This is a genomic window from Clostridium psychrophilum (genome assembly GCF_018861705.1).
GTDB classification, from domain to species: domain Bacteria; phylum Bacillota; class Clostridia; order Clostridiales; family Clostridiaceae; genus Clostridium_AD; species Clostridium_AD psychrophilum.
The window spans coordinates 1-20,782 of sequence record NZ_JAHLEC010000028.1; the positions used below are offsets into that span (position 1 = coordinate 1).

19 protein-coding genes and 1 pseudogene are annotated in these 20,782 nt (G+C 28.7%); 16 read left to right on the forward strand and 4 right to left on the reverse strand.

The genetic code is table 11. The features are described 5' to 3' along the window. Positions 1–122: 122 nt before the first annotated feature. From KPL38_RS08180 to KPL38_RS08190, 3 genes are all read left to right on the forward strand, one after another. Positions 123–1,010, forward strand: coding sequence for an Ltp family lipoprotein (locus KPL38_RS08180; protein WP_246577875.1), 888 nt, complete (start codon positions 123–125; stop codon positions 1,008–1,010). Positions 1,011–1,448: 438 nt separating this feature from the next. Next, positions 1,449–2,087 carry a recombinase family protein gene (locus KPL38_RS08185; protein ID WP_216288658.1) on the forward strand — a complete coding sequence of 213 codons (639 nt, stop codon included), beginning with the start codon at positions 1,449–1,451 and terminating at the stop codon, positions 2,085–2,087. A gap of 425 nt (positions 2,088–2,512) precedes the next feature. Further along, the gene (locus KPL38_RS08190; protein WP_216288659.1) at positions 2,513–2,965 is read left to right on the forward strand and encodes a hypothetical protein; all 453 of its coding nucleotides are present in this window, start codon (positions 2,513–2,515) and stop codon (positions 2,963–2,965) included. 413 nt (positions 2,966–3,378) lie between these two features. Here KPL38_RS08190 and KPL38_RS08195 read toward each other — a convergent pair. After that, positions 3,379–3,786 (reverse strand): annotated as a pseudogene (locus tag KPL38_RS08195) (restriction endonuclease); the annotation flags it as partial. Between the two features lie 46 nt (positions 3,787–3,832). Further along, on the reverse strand, positions 3,833–4,105 hold the full coding sequence (locus KPL38_RS08200) for a hypothetical protein (protein WP_216288660.1): 273 nt from the start codon (positions 4,103–4,105) through the stop codon (positions 3,833–3,835). Positions 4,106–4,428: 323 nt separating this feature from the next. Between KPL38_RS08200 and KPL38_RS08205 the strand changes: the two genes are divergently transcribed. From KPL38_RS08205 to KPL38_RS08215, 3 genes are all read left to right on the forward strand, one after another. Continuing rightward, on the forward strand, positions 4,429–5,565 hold the full coding sequence (locus KPL38_RS08205; protein WP_216288661.1) for a DUF4062 domain-containing protein: 1,137 nt from the start codon (positions 4,429–4,431) through the stop codon (positions 5,563–5,565). Positions 5,566–5,760: 195 nt separating this feature from the next. Beyond that, on the forward strand, positions 5,761–6,156 hold the full coding sequence (locus KPL38_RS08210; RefSeq protein ID WP_216288662.1) for a hypothetical protein: 396 nt from the start codon (positions 5,761–5,763) through the stop codon (positions 6,154–6,156). 250 nt (positions 6,157–6,406) lie between these two features. After that, positions 6,407–6,811: a 3'-5' exonuclease gene (locus KPL38_RS08215; RefSeq protein WP_312884176.1), complete on the forward strand. Its 405-nt coding sequence runs from the start codon at positions 6,407–6,409 to the stop codon at positions 6,809–6,811. 45 nt (positions 6,812–6,856) lie between these two features. Here the strand turns inward: KPL38_RS08215 and KPL38_RS08220 are convergent, their stop codons facing one another. After that, the gene (locus KPL38_RS08220) at positions 6,857–7,054 is read right to left on the reverse strand and encodes a hypothetical protein (RefSeq protein WP_216288664.1); all 198 of its coding nucleotides are present in this window, start codon (positions 7,052–7,054) and stop codon (positions 6,857–6,859) included. A 263-nt stretch (positions 7,055–7,317) separates the two neighbouring features. Here KPL38_RS08220 and KPL38_RS08225 point away from each other — a divergent pair, with 263 nt between their 5' ends. From KPL38_RS08225 to KPL38_RS08250, 6 genes are all read left to right on the forward strand, one after another. Beyond that, positions 7,318–7,455, forward strand: coding sequence for a hypothetical protein (locus KPL38_RS08225; RefSeq protein ID WP_216288665.1), 138 nt, complete (start codon positions 7,318–7,320; stop codon positions 7,453–7,455). A 407-nt stretch (positions 7,456–7,862) separates the two neighbouring features. Further along, the gene (locus KPL38_RS08230; RefSeq protein ID WP_216288666.1) at positions 7,863–8,162 is read left to right on the forward strand and encodes a hypothetical protein; all 300 of its coding nucleotides are present in this window, start codon (positions 7,863–7,865) and stop codon (positions 8,160–8,162) included. A gap of 122 nt (positions 8,163–8,284) precedes the next feature. Next, positions 8,285–10,372, forward strand: coding sequence for a cell division protein FtsA (locus KPL38_RS08235; protein ID WP_216288667.1), 2,088 nt, complete (start codon positions 8,285–8,287; stop codon positions 10,370–10,372). 29 nt (positions 10,373–10,401) lie between these two features. Next, positions 10,402–11,583 (forward strand): M20 metallopeptidase family protein, encoded by a 1,182-nt coding sequence (locus KPL38_RS08240; protein WP_216288668.1) that lies wholly within the window; start codon positions 10,402–10,404, stop codon positions 11,581–11,583. Positions 11,584–11,683: 100 nt separating this feature from the next. Further along, positions 11,684–12,637 (forward strand): RluA family pseudouridine synthase, encoded by a 954-nt coding sequence (locus KPL38_RS08245; RefSeq protein WP_216288669.1) that lies wholly within the window; start codon positions 11,684–11,686, stop codon positions 12,635–12,637. Positions 12,638–12,649: 12 nt separating this feature from the next. After that, complete coding sequence (locus KPL38_RS08250) at positions 12,650–14,278, forward strand: putative polysaccharide biosynthesis protein (RefSeq protein WP_216288670.1); 1,629 nt, start codon at positions 12,650–12,652, stop codon at positions 14,276–14,278. Between the two features lie 105 nt (positions 14,279–14,383). Here KPL38_RS08250 and spoVB read toward each other — a convergent pair whose 3' ends face one another. Beyond that, on the reverse strand, positions 14,384–15,895 hold the full coding sequence (gene spoVB / locus KPL38_RS08255) for a stage V sporulation protein B (protein WP_216288671.1): 1,512 nt from the start codon (positions 15,893–15,895) through the stop codon (positions 14,384–14,386). 225 nt (positions 15,896–16,120) lie between these two features. Here spoVB and KPL38_RS08260 point away from each other — a divergent pair, with 225 nt between their 5' ends. The 4 genes from KPL38_RS08260 (at position 16,121) to KPL38_RS08275 (ending at position 20,526) form a co-directional block, all read left to right on the forward strand. Continuing rightward, the gene (locus KPL38_RS08260) at positions 16,121–17,419 is read left to right on the forward strand and encodes a PQQ-dependent sugar dehydrogenase family protein (protein ID WP_216288672.1); all 1,299 of its coding nucleotides are present in this window, start codon (positions 16,121–16,123) and stop codon (positions 17,417–17,419) included. Positions 17,420–17,508: 89 nt separating this feature from the next. Then, entirely contained in the window at positions 17,509–18,207 is a 699-nt protein-coding gene (locus KPL38_RS08265) for a zinc dependent phospholipase C family protein (RefSeq protein ID WP_216288673.1), read from the forward strand. A gap of 95 nt (positions 18,208–18,302) precedes the next feature. Next, positions 18,303–18,842, forward strand: coding sequence for a methyltransferase domain-containing protein (locus KPL38_RS08270; protein WP_216288674.1), 540 nt, complete (start codon positions 18,303–18,305; stop codon positions 18,840–18,842). Then, positions 18,817–20,526, forward strand: coding sequence for a B12-binding domain-containing radical SAM protein (locus KPL38_RS08275; protein WP_216288675.1), 1,710 nt, complete (start codon positions 18,817–18,819; stop codon positions 20,524–20,526). Before KPL38_RS08270 ends, KPL38_RS08275 begins: the two co-directional genes overlap by 26 nt. Positions 20,527–20,782: the final 256 nt, after the last annotated feature.

The following is a 20,782-nucleotide window of genomic DNA, read 5'->3' on the forward strand; positions in this document are numbered from 1 at the left end:
TTTAGAAATGAATAAAAATAAACATTAACATTAATAAAGATAAGTAAGAAATCATTCGTATTATTTAAAGAAGGTTTCTTATCAAACTTATAATTAGATTATACAAGGGGGATAATATTAAAATGGATAATTTATTTAATTACTTACCAGGATTCAGAACTAATACAACATGGAAAAAGGTAGTAGCAATATTCTATTATGGAATATGTGTAGCTATGATACCTTATCAGGGATTCTTATCATTTCTAGTAGGTTTAGCCTTTCCTTTCATATTCTTTTTTGTGAAAGACAGAAAGAAACTTAAAGTGTCACCTACCCGTAACAAGATTAATAAAATAGGAATTGTATTTACTGTAATATGGTTTGGTTTAATGATTAGCATGGGTTCTAGTATGGCTAATACAGATAAAATTGCTAGTGCTAAAGCTATTCAAGTGCAGAAGCAACAAGCTATCGTTACTGCTAAGAAAGTAGCTAATGATAAGGTTTTGGCTATTGCTAAAGCTAAATCAGACAAAATAATAGCAGATAAGAAAGCTATTGCAGATAAAAAACAAGCTATAATTGATAAGAAGATTGCTGATGCGAAAGCTATTCAAGATAAAAAAGATGCAGACGCACAAGCAGTAATTGATGCACAACAAGCTCAAGCTAAAGAAGATGCAGATGCTAAAGCAAAAGCTAAACAAGATGCTATAGACAATGCATCTGCAGAAGATACTTCTGCATTAAATTCAGCAGAGACATATGGCAACACTATGAATATGTCTAAGGATGGAATATACGACCAGTTAACATCAGCAAGTGGAGATAAGTTTACAGCAGAATCAGCACAGTATGCTGTAGATAATGTAAAAGTTGATTATAACGCAAACGCATTAGCATCAGCACAAACATACCAAAAGAGTATGAATATGTCTCCAAGTGCTATTTATGACCAATTAATATCAACAAGTGGTGATAAATTTACAGCAGAACAAGCTCAATACGCTAGAGATAATTTAAAATAATTAAACTAAATATTATATGAGACTGCCATAAATGGTCGTCTTTTTTATTACGTTTCTTCCATTTTTAAGATTGTTCATAAAAAGAAAATAAAATCCCATATATTAGTGTCTATAAAACATATGATTTAGTACACATATGAAAACAAAGATAAATTCTAATAGACGAAGATAGGCATATGCAATTTATGATAATAAATATCTATGATATTAGTACATCATTTCATAGACAGTAGTTGATTAGTGTACTGTGAGTAACAGTATCATAATGTATACATTTCAATAGACTTTAAACAAATTATAATATGTGGCTATAGGCTATGTTGTGATTATCATAATGTATACACCAATATTTATAAAACGTATCAATAAAAGTCTATACATTACGATACTAACGTGGTACAATATCCTTAGATAGTAGATTTAAGGAGGAGTAACAACATGAGAGTATACGGTTATCATCGAACTTCAACATCTGAGCAACATCTCGATAGGGGAATTAAGGAAATTAATGAGCATTGTCTCAGTAATAATATAGAATTAGAGTATATATTCACTGACCAAGCAACAGGAAAGAACTTTAACAGACCAGATTACATACAATTAAAGAAGCAAGCTAAGAAGGGTGATATCATACTTATAACAGAGGTTGATAGACTAGGAAGAAACAAGAGAGATACACTAAATGAATTAAGATATTTTAAAGACAATAACATAAGGGTAATGATATTAGAATTACCAACTACCTTAGTTGATTATAGTGGAATGAAAGATGATATGGCTTCAATGATGATGGAAACAATTAATAATATGCTAATAGAGATGTATGCTTCATTCGCTCATGCAGAAATGTTAAAACGTCAGAAAAGACAAACAGAAGGTATTGAAGCCATGAAAGAACGTGGGGAATGGGATAAATATGGTAGACCTACTACAATTAAGATTGATGAAAGATTTATAAGTGCATACACAGCATGGAAGGCAGGAGAAGGCACAGCAGTAAAGGCAATGGAGAAATGTAGTATGACTAAGGCTACATTCTACAGAAAAGTTAAAGTGTATGAAGAAGGTTTGAAATAGACCTTCTTTTTTTATGTGTTAGCGATTTTTATAATTTATTTTGAGGTTCCACGAGCATCTGTAAGCAACGATATTAATGAAGAAGTGTCATTACACCTATTAAAATTTCACATAGGATATCTGTCCCAGAGGGTGGGGGTATTTCACAATATTGAATTCTTTTGTTTGTGATATATACCACTTAGTAGTTCAACAAAGACAGGATGACATGAAATAACACATTAAAGAAGCAGTATGTAAAAATAATCCTATTCTAAAAATAAAAACTTTTGAAATTACAATATACATTTTTGAAGCATATAAAGAATAGTATTAACAAATGTTTAGAAGGCTATATAGTATAAGATGAGCATCCATTGATTGGGTGCTTTTTATTTTGTAATAAAAATATTTAATTATGAATAATATCTCGTAGAGGTGATATTATGAAATTTGATGATGAAGAGAAATTTGATACTGATAAAGACGAGTTAGTTTGGACTAAGATTATAACCATTTTTCAAGATGCGACGGATAATTTTAAAACTACACATATAGTAAAACGTTATAAAACTGAATCGGATGAAGAATATTTCTTATTTGAGTATATCATGGCTGACAATAATGGTAATATAGTAAATAATTTTAATGGCTATCACTGGAACGAAATAGTAAAACAAATTGATATTCCAGATTATTCTTATATCTATGCTCAAAATGTTACTAATAAGGATGATTATAGAATAGTAACAAGTGGAATAGTAATAAAAAAACAAATAGAGGAATGTATGAGAGAACAAGAAGTTGAAAACAGTCAAGAGTACAATACTATGAGAAAACCAAAACCTACGAGTGGTATTAAAAAATGTTATCGTAGATTACTCAAAACACTAAAATGATAAATGATTTTAAAAAACATAGAAGCTATTATTTGCTTCTTTTTTCTTGTGTAGAAAAATTTTAATGGAATGCATAAGGTTATATTAAGTCAAATTTATACCAATTAAATGTAGATTGTAGGCGATTTATATGACTTTCAACTATTGAGATATATTCTTAATGTAAATAGAATTTTAGAGATGAATTTAAGCTTTGGTTAAATTGGTGTAGGAGCAATCCTACATCTTTTATATGTTGCCTTATTTCAAGGTGATACCAAAAATTTTAATTCTCATTGAAATTATAATTTAATAAAATGCGACATAAGAAAGTTGTACTTTTCCTTAAGTACAACTTTCTTATGTAAGCATAATAGGCTAAAACCTATATATTAAAAAACATATATTTCTAATGGTAGATTGTAATTATTAGCTTATCTAAATTGTTTATCCATATTTTTATTAAAGTTCTCAACCTTATCTCCAAATCCTTTTACACTATCTAAAACATCTTCTTCAGTATATTCCATTGATTTACTCATAATCCAAGGTACTTTCTTTACGTCGGTATTATATAAAATCTGTAATATATCATTCATATCCCATAATTCTAACCAATCAATTTTCTCAGCATACTCAATTGCATTAGAGTTATACCAACTTGTAGTTATAAAGATTGCTTTATTTGCACTATCACCAATACACGCTCCAATTAATTTTTGTAACAAGACACGTCCAATTTCTCCATTCCAATGTTTTACCTCTACAAAGAATTTATTGCCATCTTTAAAAGCTACACAATCTTTTCCACCATCTTGTGATGCTTGAGTCACCTCACTATCATATCCATTTGCATTTAGTAATTCATTACAGAATACTTCAAATTGTCTAGGGGGACATTCTTTTTATATCTTGTTGCAGTTTCAATGAGTTCATTCCTATATCTTTATAATGTTTATAATCGATTATTCTCTTAATTAATTTGGATAATACACTCACTGCTAAAACTGCAATTTCTATTATTCCTGTCACTGTGTAGAATATCATTGTGCATAAGAATGTTATAAAACCTACAACTGTAAACACACTGGAGAACGACCTTTTATATCGCTTATATCTATGATTATGTGAAGCAGGCAGTAAAAATCTATTTTTTCTCATATTAAAGCCTCCCTTATAATTGCATTTTTAAAGCCATTATTATTATGCGTAAATAACGTATTATTATCCTTAGGTAATGTGACTAAAAACTAGGAGAAATGAGTCTATAAGCAATATACTAATAGTCCTATACTTTGTAATATTATGAAAATAAGGTATAATATTTATGGAATAATATTTATGGAATAAAATATTAGAATTTAAGAAATACAAGAAATTTTTAAAAATAGCTAAGTCATAAAATATTAGTTTTAAATTGATATTGAAATAATAGCTTTAATTATAATAGTAGTACATATAAATAACTTATGGAGGGATATATAATGAAAAAAAAATTACAAGTATTTGTATCATCAACTTACGAAGACCTTGTAGAAGAACGACAAACAGCTGTACAAGCTATATTAAATGCAGGGCATATACCTGCAGGAATGGAATTATTTACATCGGGTGATGAAAGTCAAAAGGATACCATAAAAAAATGGATTGATGAATCAGATGTATATTTTTTAATCCTGGGAGGTCGGTATGGAACAATTGATAAAAGTACTGGCAAAAGTTATACTCAGTGGGAATATGAATATGCTGGTAAGGTTGGAAAACCTCGCTTTGCTGTGGTTATTACTGAAGATGCATTAGAAAAAAAGGTCAGAGCAAAGGGAACTAAAATGATGGAAAAGGATAACCCACTGCTATGTAAAGAATTTCGAGATGAAGTATTAAGCAAGGTATGTAAGTTTTATGATGACACAAAGGACATTCAACTTGTAATATTCCAAAAATTAGCTGAATATGCAGATGATGAAGCTTTGGTAGGATGGGTATATGGTAAAGAATTTATTTCTAGTGAAGAATTATTAAAGATTAACGAGGAAAATAGAATGTTACGTGATGAAAATGAAAAATTAAAGAAAGACCTAAAAAGTAGAAGTAAAGAAATATCGATAGATAAAATATCATTTTATTCTAAACAATTTGAATCAAGGACTCAAAGAATTTTGAAACTTTTAAATTATGAAGAAATCTATGGTATAATTTTATGGTGTGAATCTGAAGATGATGAAGTAGAAATTAATTTTGAAGTAGAAAATATATTAGAAAAGTTTTCCCCTTATTTTGAATATAAAGAAAAAACAAATAAGGAATTTGGAAGTATTAATTTTGTATGTGTTGATGATGATAAAAATAATTTGAATTTGGCTAATATTTTAGGAGATATAAGATTACAATTAGAACATATACCAGATAAAAGTGAAATGGATTTTAAATTTATAATAATTAGCAATAGAATTGATGTCATAAACAAAGATAAGACTTATAGTTACTTTGATAATATGGTAGGTAAAGTCGATTCCTGTATAAAAGACAGGGTATGTTTTGAGATTTGGGATGATGGAAAACTTAATGAGATTGAAGAAATATTTGGTATAAATTTTATTGAGAGCAGTATTCTTGTGTGAATTTTATGCTGTATCGTGATGTAGAGTATTAAATTAGAAAGATGATTAAAATTGATAATAGAGTTGCTTAATAAAATTTAAGTTTGATTCATATTGGAGCAGAAACAATATGTCCCCTTTTACATTTCAGAAATTGGTATTTTATTAGTAATAAAATGATTGTATAATTAATACAATCATTTTAGAGGTGATATTATGATAATTGATAAAGAACGGGGGTTTGAGACTGCGAAAGATGAACTCATTTGGGTTAAAGTTGTTAGTATTTTTCCACTTGAGATAAAAAACACTAGAACCACACATATAGTAAAATATTATAAAACTGATGCTAATGATAGGTACTGTTTATTTGAGTACGTTATGGCACGGAATAATGGTAGTATGGTAGATAATTTTTATGAACATCATTGGAAAGAAATAATTAAACAAGTTGACTTTTCAAATAGTTGTTATATTTATTCACAAGACATTACAGATTTAAATCATTTTGTCTTAGTTACAAGGGGAAAATCAATTAAGATAAAAGTCGAAGAATATATAAGCGAACAGGAACATAAGAATTATGATGAACACAAAATCTCAAGTAGGTAAATCATAGTAAATAATAATTCATTAAAACATCAGATTAAAGTATTTATAAATCTAAGTAGTGTATGATTTTTGACTGAAAAGTTGATTGTGGTACACTATTTTGTTTTTTATTTGATTGTTACTTCTATAAATATGGTATAATTTCAATATAGTTATGTGTATGGAACAAATTAAAGACAAAAGTATGTAATGGTATCTAAAGTTAGGCATATGAGTGCTTTAAAATATTTTTAAATCATTCAGACAATTAATTCATGGAGTAAAGGGTATGGAGTTTAAAAATGTTTACATAATTAATTGTAATGAGGAAAATATCACTCATGTAAATAGCATAGATAATAACTTAGAGGAAGAGCGAAGATTATTTTATGTAGGAATTACAAGAGCCATAGATAATGTTTGGTTATGTATTTGTAAAAATGTAAAAGGAAAAGCAAAAGTTACCTCACGATTTATAAAAGAATGCAAAATCTTAGGGGTTAGTGATTCTGATTTACCTTTTAAAGAAGGAGATGAGGTGCTTCATAAAAGCTTTGGAAGTGGAGTTGTAGTTTCAATTACTAGTAAAGATTTAGAAATTAAGTTTGAGGGAGATGTTACACGTAAATTTGATACTGATATTTTATATAACAATGCTCTGATTTCAAAAAAATAACAAAAGGCTACTTGCTGAATTTCGGCAGGTAGCCTTTTTTCATACTTAATGAGAATATTCTTTAATCATTTTTTTTAATGTTTCTTGTATTGGCTCAGTTCCATTAATAAAAACAGATACATTATTACAAATTTTTTTATATTGATCTACAATAAGTTGTAATGATGGATCATCATGTTCTTGCTGACTTACATAAATTACAAAAGCTGACGTATTGCATACTATTACTTCTTTAACGTTCATAATTACGCCTCCAAAATCTGAATATAGGATATTTAATTTCTACTATACAACATGTCCAACAATTCTGCAATACAAATATTAAAAATAAAATAAATGTCATAAGTAACGTAACATTCTGAATATTAATATAATATGTGATAATTATAATTATGCTAAGCTACAATAAATGTTAAATTAAGAACTTAGTAGATTAATTTATTACAAAATTACCTTATGATAAAAGTAAAAAGATAAATTAATATGTAGAAGGGGGATATATTAATATGCTAACTTTTATAGTTATGGTGGGTGTATTAACCGCTTGTGGAGTTTTTTCAGTATGGTTATTACTAAAAATAGCTAATTTTTCATCGGTTAAACAATCACAGCTAAAAGCAAAGCAAAGGACAAAGAATAATTAGCATCTAACCATAGGCTAAAGATAATAGTGGAAGTATACACTTAGTAAAAGATTATAAACTTAACCCTTTGAGAAATATTATATATTTAAGTACATAAGAGCTAATAATGAAAAAAATTGTTTAAGATTAGAAACAAATGGAAAGTAATAAAAAGGGATATACAAGAATATAAAAGAATATTTGAGTAAGAAAATCGTTGCAACATTAATTATGAGTTTTATTGTTTTATGTAAGATTAATGGATAGTTGAATTTTAAGTACATTTTTGCAAATAAACGTGTAAATTTAAAATTTAACTTGTTGCAGTAAAAAGATAAAACACATATAATGTAATGAACAACAATAATTGACAAGGCAGTTGAATATTATATAATATAAGACTAATTGTTTATTTAGGAGGAGATTTTATGGTTGCCTTTAAAAAGATGTGGGATGATGTGTTACTAATTTTATCAAATGAGAATTACTCAGGCATTAATGTTTTGGAAAGGTTTAATTGTGGATTTACCGTAAAAGAAGAAAATGATGTAACTTTTGTTACAAGGGATGATTTTGTAGATTTTTGGTGCAGATTGTTATACTATACTGAATTATCTTTAGACGATATCATGGATGATAAAAAATTGAAATCAAAGTATATTTACACAATTATAAAACAATTGCCATATGTATCAGAGAGTTCTGGTGTAGTTAAGTTAGTACAATAGTTTTATTGAATGTTTTTATGTAATGCTATATAATTTTATTAAGCTCATATTCTATGAATATGAGCTTAATTCATATTCACTTAGATTATATTTAAATAATGTTGTGAGGAAGAGGTATAGAAATGGAAATCACAAATGTTAATGCGAAGGAACTTATATTTGCTTTAGATATAGGGACAAGATCTATTTTAGGGACAGTTGGTGTAATTCAAGAGAAAAAGTTTCAAGTTCTTTTTGAGAGCTATGTAGAACATGAAGAAAGAGCTATGATAGATGGTCAAATTCATGATATTCAGTTGGTGGCTAGTGGAGTAATAAAGGTAAAAAAAGAACTAGAGAGTAGCTTGAATATGCCATTAACTAAAGTTGCAATTGCAGCGGCAGGAAGATTTCTTAGGACAACATCAATTAAGGCTGAATTAGAAATTGAAGATGATGTAGAAATTGATAGGGAAACAATTCGAAGTTTAGAGCTTACTGCAGTGAAAATGGCTGAAGATGAAGTTTCAAGAACTTCTGAGGGGAAGCTTTATTGCGTAGGATATAGTGTGAAAAATTACTACTTAAATGGATATATAATTACAAATTTGAGATCACATAAGGGAGAAAAGATTGCAGTTGATATAATAGCTACATTTCTTCCACGTTCGGTAGTTGATAGCCTCTATGCTGTTGTGAATAAGGCGGGGCTAGAAGTTATAAGTTTAACACTCGAGCCTATAGCTGCTATGGAAGCTGCTGTGCCACAAAATTTACGGCTTTTAAATTTAGCATTAGTTGATATTGGAGCAGGCACATCTGATATTGCTATTAGTAGTAAAGACACTATAAGTGCATATGGTATGGTACCTATTGCAGGGGATGAGGTAACTGAGCTAGTAGCACAAACATATTTAGTCGATTTTAACACAGCTGAAATAATCAAAAAACAATGCAGTGGGGATGCTAAAATAAAATACATAGACGTTTTAGGACTTGAGAATGAAATTGAACCTGGAGAAGTACTAAAGATAATTAATCCTATAGTTATAAAAATTGCTGAAGAAATAGGTAATAGAATAATCGAATTAAATGGGGGGAAAGCTCCTAACGCTGTATTTCTTGTAGGAGGGGGTGCACATACGCCTTTAATAAAAGAAAATATTGCTAAAATATTAAATCTACCAATACAAAGGGTTGCAATAAAAGGCAGAGAATCAGTGACTAACTGTATATGCGATGGTGCTTTAGGAAGTATCGGTGTTATAGTTTTGGGTATAGCATTAATATCAATAAGGAGATTGGGAAATGATTTTGTTGACGTAATATTAAATGACAAGATTATAAGCTTATTTAATTCACATATTCATACGGTTATGGATGTAATGGTTCAAGATGGTATTAACCCTAAAATACTTATAGGTAAAAATGGTCATAATATAAGATTCACTATTAATGAAATAAAACGAGTGGCATTTGGAACTTTAGCTAAGGGAGCTGAAATTAGAATCAATAGTCTGCTTAGCAATATTGATTCGCAGGTAGTTGAAGGTGACATTATAGAAGTCAATTTTTGTAAGGATGGAAAGAGCGCTGAGCCTAAAATTATTGATTATATAAAAAATATACAGAACGTGAGTTTTTATTTAGAAAATATAATACAAAATATTGAACCTATAGCATTCATTAATGGTGTACAATCGCAAATTAACGCTATAATAAAAGAAGGCGACGAAGTTTCAATAGTTTTACCTACTACCATTAGCGAATACATAAAGTATTTTTGCGATAAAAATGAAAAATCAACTTTTATAATCGATAATAAAAAACTATTGAAGGATTATGTTATAAAAGAGGGAGATAGAATATATAAAGTGCCTGTAAAGGTCGAAATGGTTAAGACTAGCAAGCAAGTATGCAAGGAAGGACAAAAAAAATCAGAGCTAGTTAATGATGAATATGTTAATGTTAAAGATGTAGATAACAAAATTAATATATCAAATCTTGAAGTAAATGTTGAAGTAAATAAAAAAATAATAACTCTTAAGGGTAAAAACAAATATGTATTTGTAGATGTTTTTGATTATGTGGAATTTGATCTATCTGTATCAAAAGGAAATCTAGTACTTACTATCAATGGTAAAAAGGCTACATACTACGCTCCATTAAATGATGGAGATGTAATTGAAATATATTGGGAAAATAACATTAGCGCATCGGAGCAAAATTAATTTTTTGAAGATGTATTATAAGTGAAGAGGTGTATAAATTGGATTTTTTATATTTGGCAAAAAGTATTGAAAATGAGTTAGTAGATATGAGACGTGACATACATGAAAATCCAGAATTGGGGTTTGAGTTATTTAGAACATCTCAAAAGATAAAGGATTTTTTAACAAAAGAGGGAATTGAATTTTATGATGTAGCACAAATGGGTATTTGTGCTATTATTAGAGGACGCGGTGAGAAAACTGTCGCTTTAAGAGCAGATATGGATGCACTTCCTCTTCAAGATAAAAAAACATGCGATTACAGTTCCAAAATTAATGGCAGAATGCATGCTTGTGGACATGATGCACATACTACTATTCTTTTAGGAACAGCTAAAATATTAAACGGCATGAAAGATGAACTTCGAGGAAATGTTAAGTTATTTTTTGAACCAGCAGAAGAAACAACGGGTGGTTCGCCTATAATGATTAAAGAAGGGGTACTTGAAAATCCGAATGTGGATGCTATTATTGGTCTTCATGTGGAAGAGTGGCTAGAAGCTGGAACCGTTGGTTTAAAAAGAGGCGTAGCATATGCAGCATCAAATCCATTTACTATAAAAATAATTGGTAAGGGAGGACATGGTGCAAGTCCACATATGACAATAGATCCTGTTGTCATTGCTAGCAATGTAATTATTGCACTTCAAAGTATTGTAAGCCGGGAGATTCCACCAACAGATCCTGCTGTTGTAACCATAGGTTCGATACACGGAGGAACAGCTGAAAATATTATACCAGAAGATGTAACAATATCAGGAATTATTAGAACTATGAAGAGTGAGCACAGGGAATATATAAAGACTAGATTAGTTCAAATAGTTGAAGGCATAGTTAAAGCTATGAGAGGAAAATGTGAAATTGACATTGAAGAAAGTTATCCCTGCCTTTATAATGATGATGACTTAGCTACGATGTTTGAAAATAAGGCAAGTGAATTAATTGGAGAGAATAATGTTTGTAAATTAGATCAGCCTACTATGGGTGTCGAAAGTTTTGCTTATTTTTCAATGGCAAGACCAGCACTATTTTACTTTTTAGGAAGTGGAAATAAACAAAAAGGTATAGTTAATCCAGCGCACGGAAGTTTATTTGATATAGATGAGAGCTGTTTATCTATAGGTGTAGCTATGCAATGTAAGTTAGCTTATGAATTTTTATTGAATTCATAAGGCAATTTAGTATATAATTGATGCTTGATGTGATTTTTAAAGTGAAAAATAAGTATGTGTGAAATTCGTCAATAGATAAAAGAGAACTAGGAGGATATGTATGAGGATAGAAATTGGACCCAATGAAGCAGGACAAAGAACAGATAAATTCATGAGAAAAGTACTTGGAGATGTGCCTTTAAGCAGAATATATAAAGCTTTTAGAAAAGGTGATATTAGGGTTAATGGTAACAAAATCAAGGAAAAACATTCTTTAGTAGAAGGCGATATTGTTGAAACAAAATATATTACAAGTGATTTTAAAAAACCAGATTTTATAAGAATAGATAATAAGTTGAAAATAACATTTGAAGATTCTAATATATTGATGGTGGAAAAGTGGCCAGGAGTTTTAGTTCATGCAGATCAAAAGGGTGGCGAACCTACTTTAACAGATTATGTACTTTCTTATTTGTTTGATAAGGGTGACTATAATCCAGAAAGCGAAATAACATTTACTCCATCACCCTGCAATAGATTAGATAGAAACACTTCAGGTATGGTTATATTTGGTAAAAATTTCAAATCTCTTAAACTTCTAAATGAAATGATTAGAGAAAGAAATATTGAAAAATATTATATGGCACTAGTAACAGGAAGAATTAGAGACGGAGTTTATGAGGGATACATATATAAAAATGAAGATGCAAACATATCACAAGTATTTGATGTGAAAATGCCTGAAACAAAACGAATAGCAATGGACGTTAAAACTATACAAAGTTGTGGTACATTTTCATTATTAGACATTAATCTTTTAACAGGGAGAAGCCATCAGCTTAGGGCGCATTTAAGCCACCTGGGTAATCCTATTGTTGGGGATCCTAAATATGGAGATAAAAAAATGAATAGCTTTTTTAATAACAAGTATGGTTTGGATAGTCAATATCTATACGCATATAAGGCAATGTTTAAGAATTGCCCAGAGGACTTAGCTTATATGGAGAATAAAACTATTGCAGAGAGTTTACCACCAGCATTAAAAAAGATTAAGAGGGATGTATTTAAATTTTAGAGGGTGAATTAAATGAGTGAGAAAATAAAGGTAAACAAGCAATCTACCACAAAAGGTTTTGCAGTATTATCTGCAGCAGGTTTTATAGTCAAGTTTTTATCCCTACTATACATACCTTTTCTTGGTAAAATTTTAGGAGAGGCTGGGCTCGGGGTATATTACTCTGCATACAATATATTTACATATGTTTATATATTAACAAATGCTGGTATTCCTGTGGCTATTTCAAAAATCGTATCAGAACTTATAGCTCTTGGAAACTATAAGGATGCTGTAAAGACTTTTAAAATAGCTAGATTTTCCCTTTTAGTATTAGGAATAGTTATGTCACTTTTAATGCTCATTTTAGTAGTGCCTATATCTAATTTAACACAAAGTGGTTCTGCAAGATTAGCAATTATAGCACTCGCTCCAACTGTTTTACTTACTTCTGTTTTATCAGCGTATAGAGGGTATTTCCAAGGAAGAGGGAATATGACACCTACTGCAGTATCACAGGTATTTGAACAGCTTGCAAACACTGTATTCAGTTTGGTTTTTGCAGCATGTTTTATAAAGTTTGGAGTAGCTGCAGGAGCGGCAGGTGGAACCGTTGGTACCACTGTAGGAGCATTAGTTGCTGTAATATATATGATCCATTATTATAGGAAAAACAAAGTATTTAGAGTTCCAAAAGGATTTAATCAATTAGAGATAAAAAGATTAACTAATAAAAAAATATTTAAAAAATTATTAGGTGTTGCTGTGCCAATGACAGTATGTTTAGGAATACAACAGTCAGGGTTGTTAATTGATTTAGGTGTCGTTAAATCAAGAATGTTAGTTGCTGGAATTGGTAGTGTACAGGTTAATGTTTTATGGGGTATTTTAAGTAAGTATACAACATTGATAAATGTGCCTATAGCTATTATTACATCACTTGCTATAACTATCCTGCCATCTATTTCAAGTTTGATGGCACTTAGAGACAAAAAGGCTGTAAGAAATAAAATTAATTATGCCTTTAGGTTATGTTTCTTGGTAGCAGTACCCTCTGCGGTTGGGCTTGCTGTTTTAGCTTATCCAGTAGTGAATCTAATACAATATGGGTCTAGTGTTGGACGGTTACTTATATACGGGTCAGTTGTAATAGTACTTATGGCTGTGGTTAGCATACAAACTTCAATTCTTCAAGGGCTTGGAAAACTTTACTTAGTTACCATTTATGCAGTTTTGGGTATGATAGGAAAAATAATTACTAATTATATTTTTGTAGCAATTCCAAGCATCAACATATTAGGTGCAATAATGGGAAATGCGGTAAGCTTTGCAATACTTTTGATATTGAACTATATTACAATTAATAGAGTTGTAAAAGTTAAAACTAAATTAGTGAGTCATGCAATAAAACCTATAATTGCCTCAGTTGTTATGGCTATAGTTGCTAGATTATTTTATAATAGCTTTAATTTTATATTTAGCTTAATTCGTGGAGGATATATTGCAAGTGCAATTGCTTTATTAATTTCTATAATCTTCGCAGTATTAACATATTTTTTCGCATTGGTGTTTATAGGTGGATTAACTAAAGAAGACTTGGAAATATTTCCAAGTAAAATTACGAGATTTATACCTAAATTCATTTTATCTAGAATTAAATAGAAATAGAACAAGTCTAAGGCTAATCAATGCGGTTGCTAACAGCATTAACCGCAATGATGATTAAAATGTATCAAAGATGATAATTAAGAGCATCTATGATGATAATTAAGCCATAGGCTTGTTCCATTTTTTTGTAAGGAGTAAAGAAAATAATAATAGAGAGAACCCAGTAGCAATAATTGTAATATTTTTTGTTATGAAAAAAGTATCTGGTATAGTATTTTGTAAAATTCTTAACATAAGGTACAAAAATGTGCTAAGACAAATATCAATTAAAATTTCACCAGATGAAAAATGTATATAACAACTTTTTTTTATAGATGATATATTCATTATAAAGTTTAGAATAGAGGTTATGAGTAGAGTTATTCCATAGCCTAAAATATTTATATTTGGAATACCTAATAATATATACAAAAGGACAAGTTCAAGAATTGAGATTACCACTGAGTTAATCAGAAGAGCTTTTTGCATTCCTAGCCCATTTAAAATTCCAAAGGTTGAACCAGACATGTACATAAATGGTGCACTTAAAGCAGCAAGTCGTATATACAATCCTAAGTCATATCTGTCAAAAAATAATTTCCCAAGTGCGTCTCCACTGCATAAACATATTATCATTGTCGAAATACCTAGTAAAAATGATATTTTTATAACTTCTTTAATTCTACTTTCGAGACCGTTATAATCATTTTTAGTAATACTTTTAGTAATATCAGGAGTGAGCATAGTTGCCATGGACATTACGATAATAAAAGGGAAGAAAACTATGCTCATTGCCATACCTGAGAATTTACCTATTAAGGCTAAACTCTGCGTATATTCTATGCCTGAATAAACTAGGCGTCCAGGCACAATTAGTGTGGATAATGCTGAAATTACGGTATTTAGAAAACCATTTAAACATAAAGGAAATGAAACAACAAGAACATTAAATAAAAGCTGAGCTCTTCCCTCAGTCTTTTTAACAATGATTCTAAACTTATTTTTGCTTTTTTCATAGAAGATAAATAATAAAATAAAACTTATAAGTTCACCAATAGATAGTGAGATATATGTAGCTGTTACTGTAGCAGTTACATTTTTTAATGCAAAGAAATTTATAATTCCTAGAATTATTGCCATTCTTACTGTTTTTTCAACAATATCTATGATTGCAGGTACCTTAACATTGGATATGCCATAGAAATATCCTTTATAGATGGAAGAAAGTGCAACAAAAATTAAAGCAGGGCATATAACCCAAAGAGAGTATAGTGTTCTTTGATCTTTTATTATATATGTGCTGATGAAAGGTGAAAAAACAAATACTGCAATTGCTATTATTATAGATAACGCAAGATCAAAAACTAAGGAAGTATGTATTGTTTTGTTTAGATTACCATAATCATTCATTCCGTAATAAGATGAGGATTCTTTGGAAATAGCTGTTACCATGCCCCCACAAATAAGGCAAGTAAATAAATCGTATATAGGCATTACTAGGCTATATAAACCCATACCTTCAGCACCTAATTTTTTTGAAAGTAAAATTGAAAACATAAATCTTAAAATTCCAGCCGTCAAATTTGAAATTGTAAGTATTATCGAATCTCTGTAGAAATCATCTTTAATCATAAAAGGTTCCCCCTAGGTTTTAAACGTTAGTAAATAACAGTTATCAATAATTAATATGTTGAAATTTATAAATATATTCTATAAGGCATAGCAAAATAAAAAACAAATTATTTGCCTCAGTTCTAAAATAGTGTGTATATTAGAATATTTAGATGATATTAATACATATATTTTAATCAGTATAAATATACATAATTTAGAGCATTTATAATATGGGGGGTTAATATGAAGAAAACCATTGGATTTATAGTTATTTTAACTGCAATAGCTTTTACACTATTTTTATTTAAAAATTCTGTAAAAGATTATAGTGTTACCGTTAAAGATGGGCTTATAAAATCACAAATTTTATTTAAAGGGTTAAATAATGCAGTAGATTTTACAAAAGATAATAATGGAAATTATTATGTTGCTTTTAAAGATAAAGTACAGTACATAGATAAAAAAGGCATCTCTTACAATGTGTTTACAAATAAGAAGCTAAATATAACTAGTTTAGATTATAACAATGGTGCAATATATTATGCATCGGCTACATCCGTATATTCTTATAATTTAACATCAAAGATAACTAAAGAAATAATTAAAGGTATACCTAATTATGGAGACTATAATAATAGTTTGATTAGAACTAATGAGAATTACTTATTTATTACAATAGGTGCTGCAACAAATTCGGGTGTAGTTGGACTTGATAATAAGTGGCTCTCCAATTACCCTCAAAACCATGATATTTCGCCAAAAGATATAACCATTAAAGGAATTAATTTTGGAGAGCAGAAGACTGGAGCATTTGTTCCTTATCAATCTAGAAATATTAAGGGACAAATGATTACACAGCATATGATTGGAAATTCAAGTATAATAATTTATAATTTAAAGACTGGAGCCACTGGAAACTTTGCTTGGGGTATAAGAAATATGAAGGGACTAGACTTTAACAGTGAGGGCAAATTATTAGTAACTGTTGGAGGAATGGAGAATAGGGGCTTAAGACCAGTTAAGGGTGATAATGATTATATATATCAAATTAAAAAAAATTCATGGTATGGGTTTCCAGATTATTCTGGAGGAGATCCAATAAGTTCACCTAAATTTAAAAATTTATATAACAAAACTATTCCACTTATTTTAGATAATCACCCTACGACTAATCCTTCTGCACCACTTTATCAACATAAATCAGCAGGTAGTTTAGTAAGTTTAGCAATTGATAAAAAAGGAATAATAGGCGATAAAGACTGTATATATTTTTATGAAAAGAATGATAATAGTATGTATAGCTTAATTAAAAATAATGCGCTTAAAGAAAAAGTACAATTTGGGAAAAACACTTATATATCTAGCATGAAGTTTTATGATGGTTTAATGGTTTTAGATTCTAAAAATGGATATCTAATAAGTATAGGTAAGGATATGTCTAATGATATTAGGGGTGTAAATCAAAAGTTTAATTATTATCTGCTTGCAATAGTTGTGACACTAATAGTTAGTATACTTGTTAGATTGGTCAAAAAGAATTAAAATGAAGTAGTTATATATTATTATGGGAAATTCAAATAATTGTTCAAACTACATTTGGTGTATAATAAATTGAGAGGGTGAACTACTTAATGGGAAAAATTGAAACTACTTATGGTAAAACATTAAAAGGGCTAATGATAACGATAAATCCAATAAAAAAAAGGATTATGAAAACTCATTGTATTGTTCATAAGTTTATAAATATTCAAGCTATTGCGATATTGAAAAACAAGGAATATATTGAAGCTAATAATTTTTATAAAAGTCATATAAAAGAATTAAACAATGGGGTGACCTGGGCTGATCAAGATTTTAAGAGCTCAAATCATTTCTATCATCATATTACAGGAACTGGTCTTTATGGATTTTCAAATGCATTAATTGAATTTGATAAATACTACAAATGTGCTTTACGATTTATGAAAGCCGGAGATAAAAGGCAAGCACTATTTTATTTTGGAGCATCTTGTCATTTAATTCAAGATGCTACTGTTCCTCAACATGTGAATAATAAGTTACTTAAAAATCACAGAAATTTTGAACTTTGGATTATAGGAAGATTAATGAGTGATTATTCATTTCCTATTTTTAATGAAGTAATAAAAGAAGATAATGTAGAAGATTATATAAAAAACAACGCAATATTTGCTAGTGCAACTCATGATGCTTATGCAAATATAAAAGATAAGGAAGAAAAATATAAGAAAGTATCTACACTTATAATTCAACGAGCACAAAAGACTACAGCAGGCTTAATGTTAAATTTTTACAATGAAATTAATAAATAATTCCTTTATTTAGAGGAATTATTTTATTTCTGAAGAATAAATTAAAAACAGGTAAAAACAAATGAAATCACATTATATGAGGGGGTGGAGTACAATTGAAGAAGGAGATTTTTATAAACTTAGAAAAAGAAATCTTCAAAGGAAATTTATTAGACATAGGTTTTTCTAACTATGGTATTATATATAATATATATAAACAAAACACTGATGATAATAGTAGCATAAATTATGTAGAAGGAAATGAAGAGAAAACAGGGATAGAAGAAGGAACGTATGATGTTTGTGCACTGTTTTTTACTTTAAGTGATATAAAGACTTCAAGAAATAAAATGAAATTAATAAAAGATATATATAATTATTTAAAAGAAGATGGATTATTGTATATATGGGATATAGATAAGGGTCTTTCTAAGATTTTTAACTCAAAAATAAAGATTGTATTACCTGATAAAAGTACAAAACAAATACATCTTAGAGATCTTAACATGCTTAAAAATAGCTCCAAAGAAAATGCAATTAAAATTCTAGAACCATATTTTGAAATATTAACCATAAAAAATTCAGATAATATTTATTATATGATATGTAAAAAGAAAGGAAAATCAAAAGATGAAAGTAACTCTAGTAGGAATTAACGCAAAATACATCCACAGTAATTTAGCAATAAGATTTTTAAAATCTTATACAGAAGATTTAAATTATGAATGTGAAATTATGGAGTTTTCTATTAATGATCAAATAGAAAGAATACTCGAGGAAATTCTAAGGAGTAAACCTAAGATTGTAGCACTGTCATGTTACATATGGAATAGAGAGTATGTTATGTCAATAGCATCACTTATAAAACTTGTAGATAGTGAAATCGAGATTTTATATGGTGGACCAGAGGTTAGCTATGATTGTGAAGCATTTCTTGCTAACAATGTAGGAGACTATGTTATAGAAGGAGAAGGCGAGGAAACATATAAAGAATTTATTAATTGGAAGATTGAATGTGAGAAAAATTCTAAGGAGTGCAATACAAACAGTATTGAAAACATTTTAGGAATATATTATAGAAATAATAATAAAATTTGCTACAATGGTAAAAGGCCTTTAATGGATATTAATAAAGTCGTTTTCCCATATAGTGAAGAGAAATTTACTAAAAAAATAGTCTATTACGAAGCCTCGAGAGGATGTCCTTTTAGTTGTAAATATTGTCTTTCGTCTACATCACATGGTGTTAGATTTCTCAATGCTGAAAGGGTAAAAAAAGAATTAAAATTTATGGTAGATAAAAAAGTTCAATTAGTAAAATTTGTTGATAGAACATTTAATTGTAATTCAAAGTTTGCAAAAGAAATTTGGCAATATCTTATAGATCTGAAGAGTGATACAACATTTCATTTTGAAATTTCTGCAGATTTGTTAACTAGTCAAGAATTAGATATTTTGTCTAAGGCGCCAAAGGGACGATTCCAATTTGAAGTGGGTGTACAAACTACTAATCCAGTAGTTCTTAATAATATTAGTAGATTTGTAACATTTGATGAAATAAAAGATAAAGTTTCAAAAGTTAAAAAAATAGGGACTATTAATCAACATGTAGATTTAATAGCAGGCCTACCAGGAGAAAATTATGAATCATTTAAACAATCTTTTAATGATGTTTATAGCATTCATGCAGAGGTAATACAACTGGGATTTTTAAAATTACTTAAAGGATCAGGTATGATGAGCGAGGTCTCAAAGTGGGGAATGGTTTATTCACCATATCCACCATATGAAATTTTAAAAACAAGAAATATAAGTTATGAGGAGTTAGTTAAACTAAAAAGGGTAGAAAAAATGGTGGACAAGTATTATAATTCACAAAAGTTTAGCACAATTTTAAAATACTTTGTTGAAAAATTTAACACACCATTCGAATTTTATTATGAATTAGGATTATTTTTTTATGAGAAGGGTTATTTAGGTAGAAATATTTCATCCGCAGATTATTATAAGATATTTATTGAATTTAATGAGGAAAAACTTAAAGAAGAAAGTTTTGCTTTGAAAGAGATTATCAAATATGATTATCTTAAATATAATAAAAAGAAGTGGATTCCAACATTTTTAGTTAGAGATAAAGATAAAAAAATAGAAAAATCTATTAAGGTGAAAATGTTACAAAACAATATTATAGACAAGGAATCTAAGATTCATATTGAAAAATTTATGATTAACATCTTAGATTACATAGATAATGATAATATATGTATTGAAGAACATTATTTAGCATATGATATTAATAATGAAGATAATATAAAGGACATAAATTATCTTTTAAGTTAAAAGATAATATAAGGGACATAAATTATCTTTTAACTTAAAAATCTATTTATTGACTAGAGGTTAAAATGCTCCACTTAAAGTATACAGATTAAGATATAAAAATCTGTTACAAGAAAGGGGAGCATTTTTATGTCTAGAAAAACAAAATATACATAATAACAAAAGTATTAATTTTATGATAACTTAGGTTGCTGTATGATATAATGAAGAGTAGGATATAGAAGAAAAATTATTGCCATAAAGGCAATTACTATAA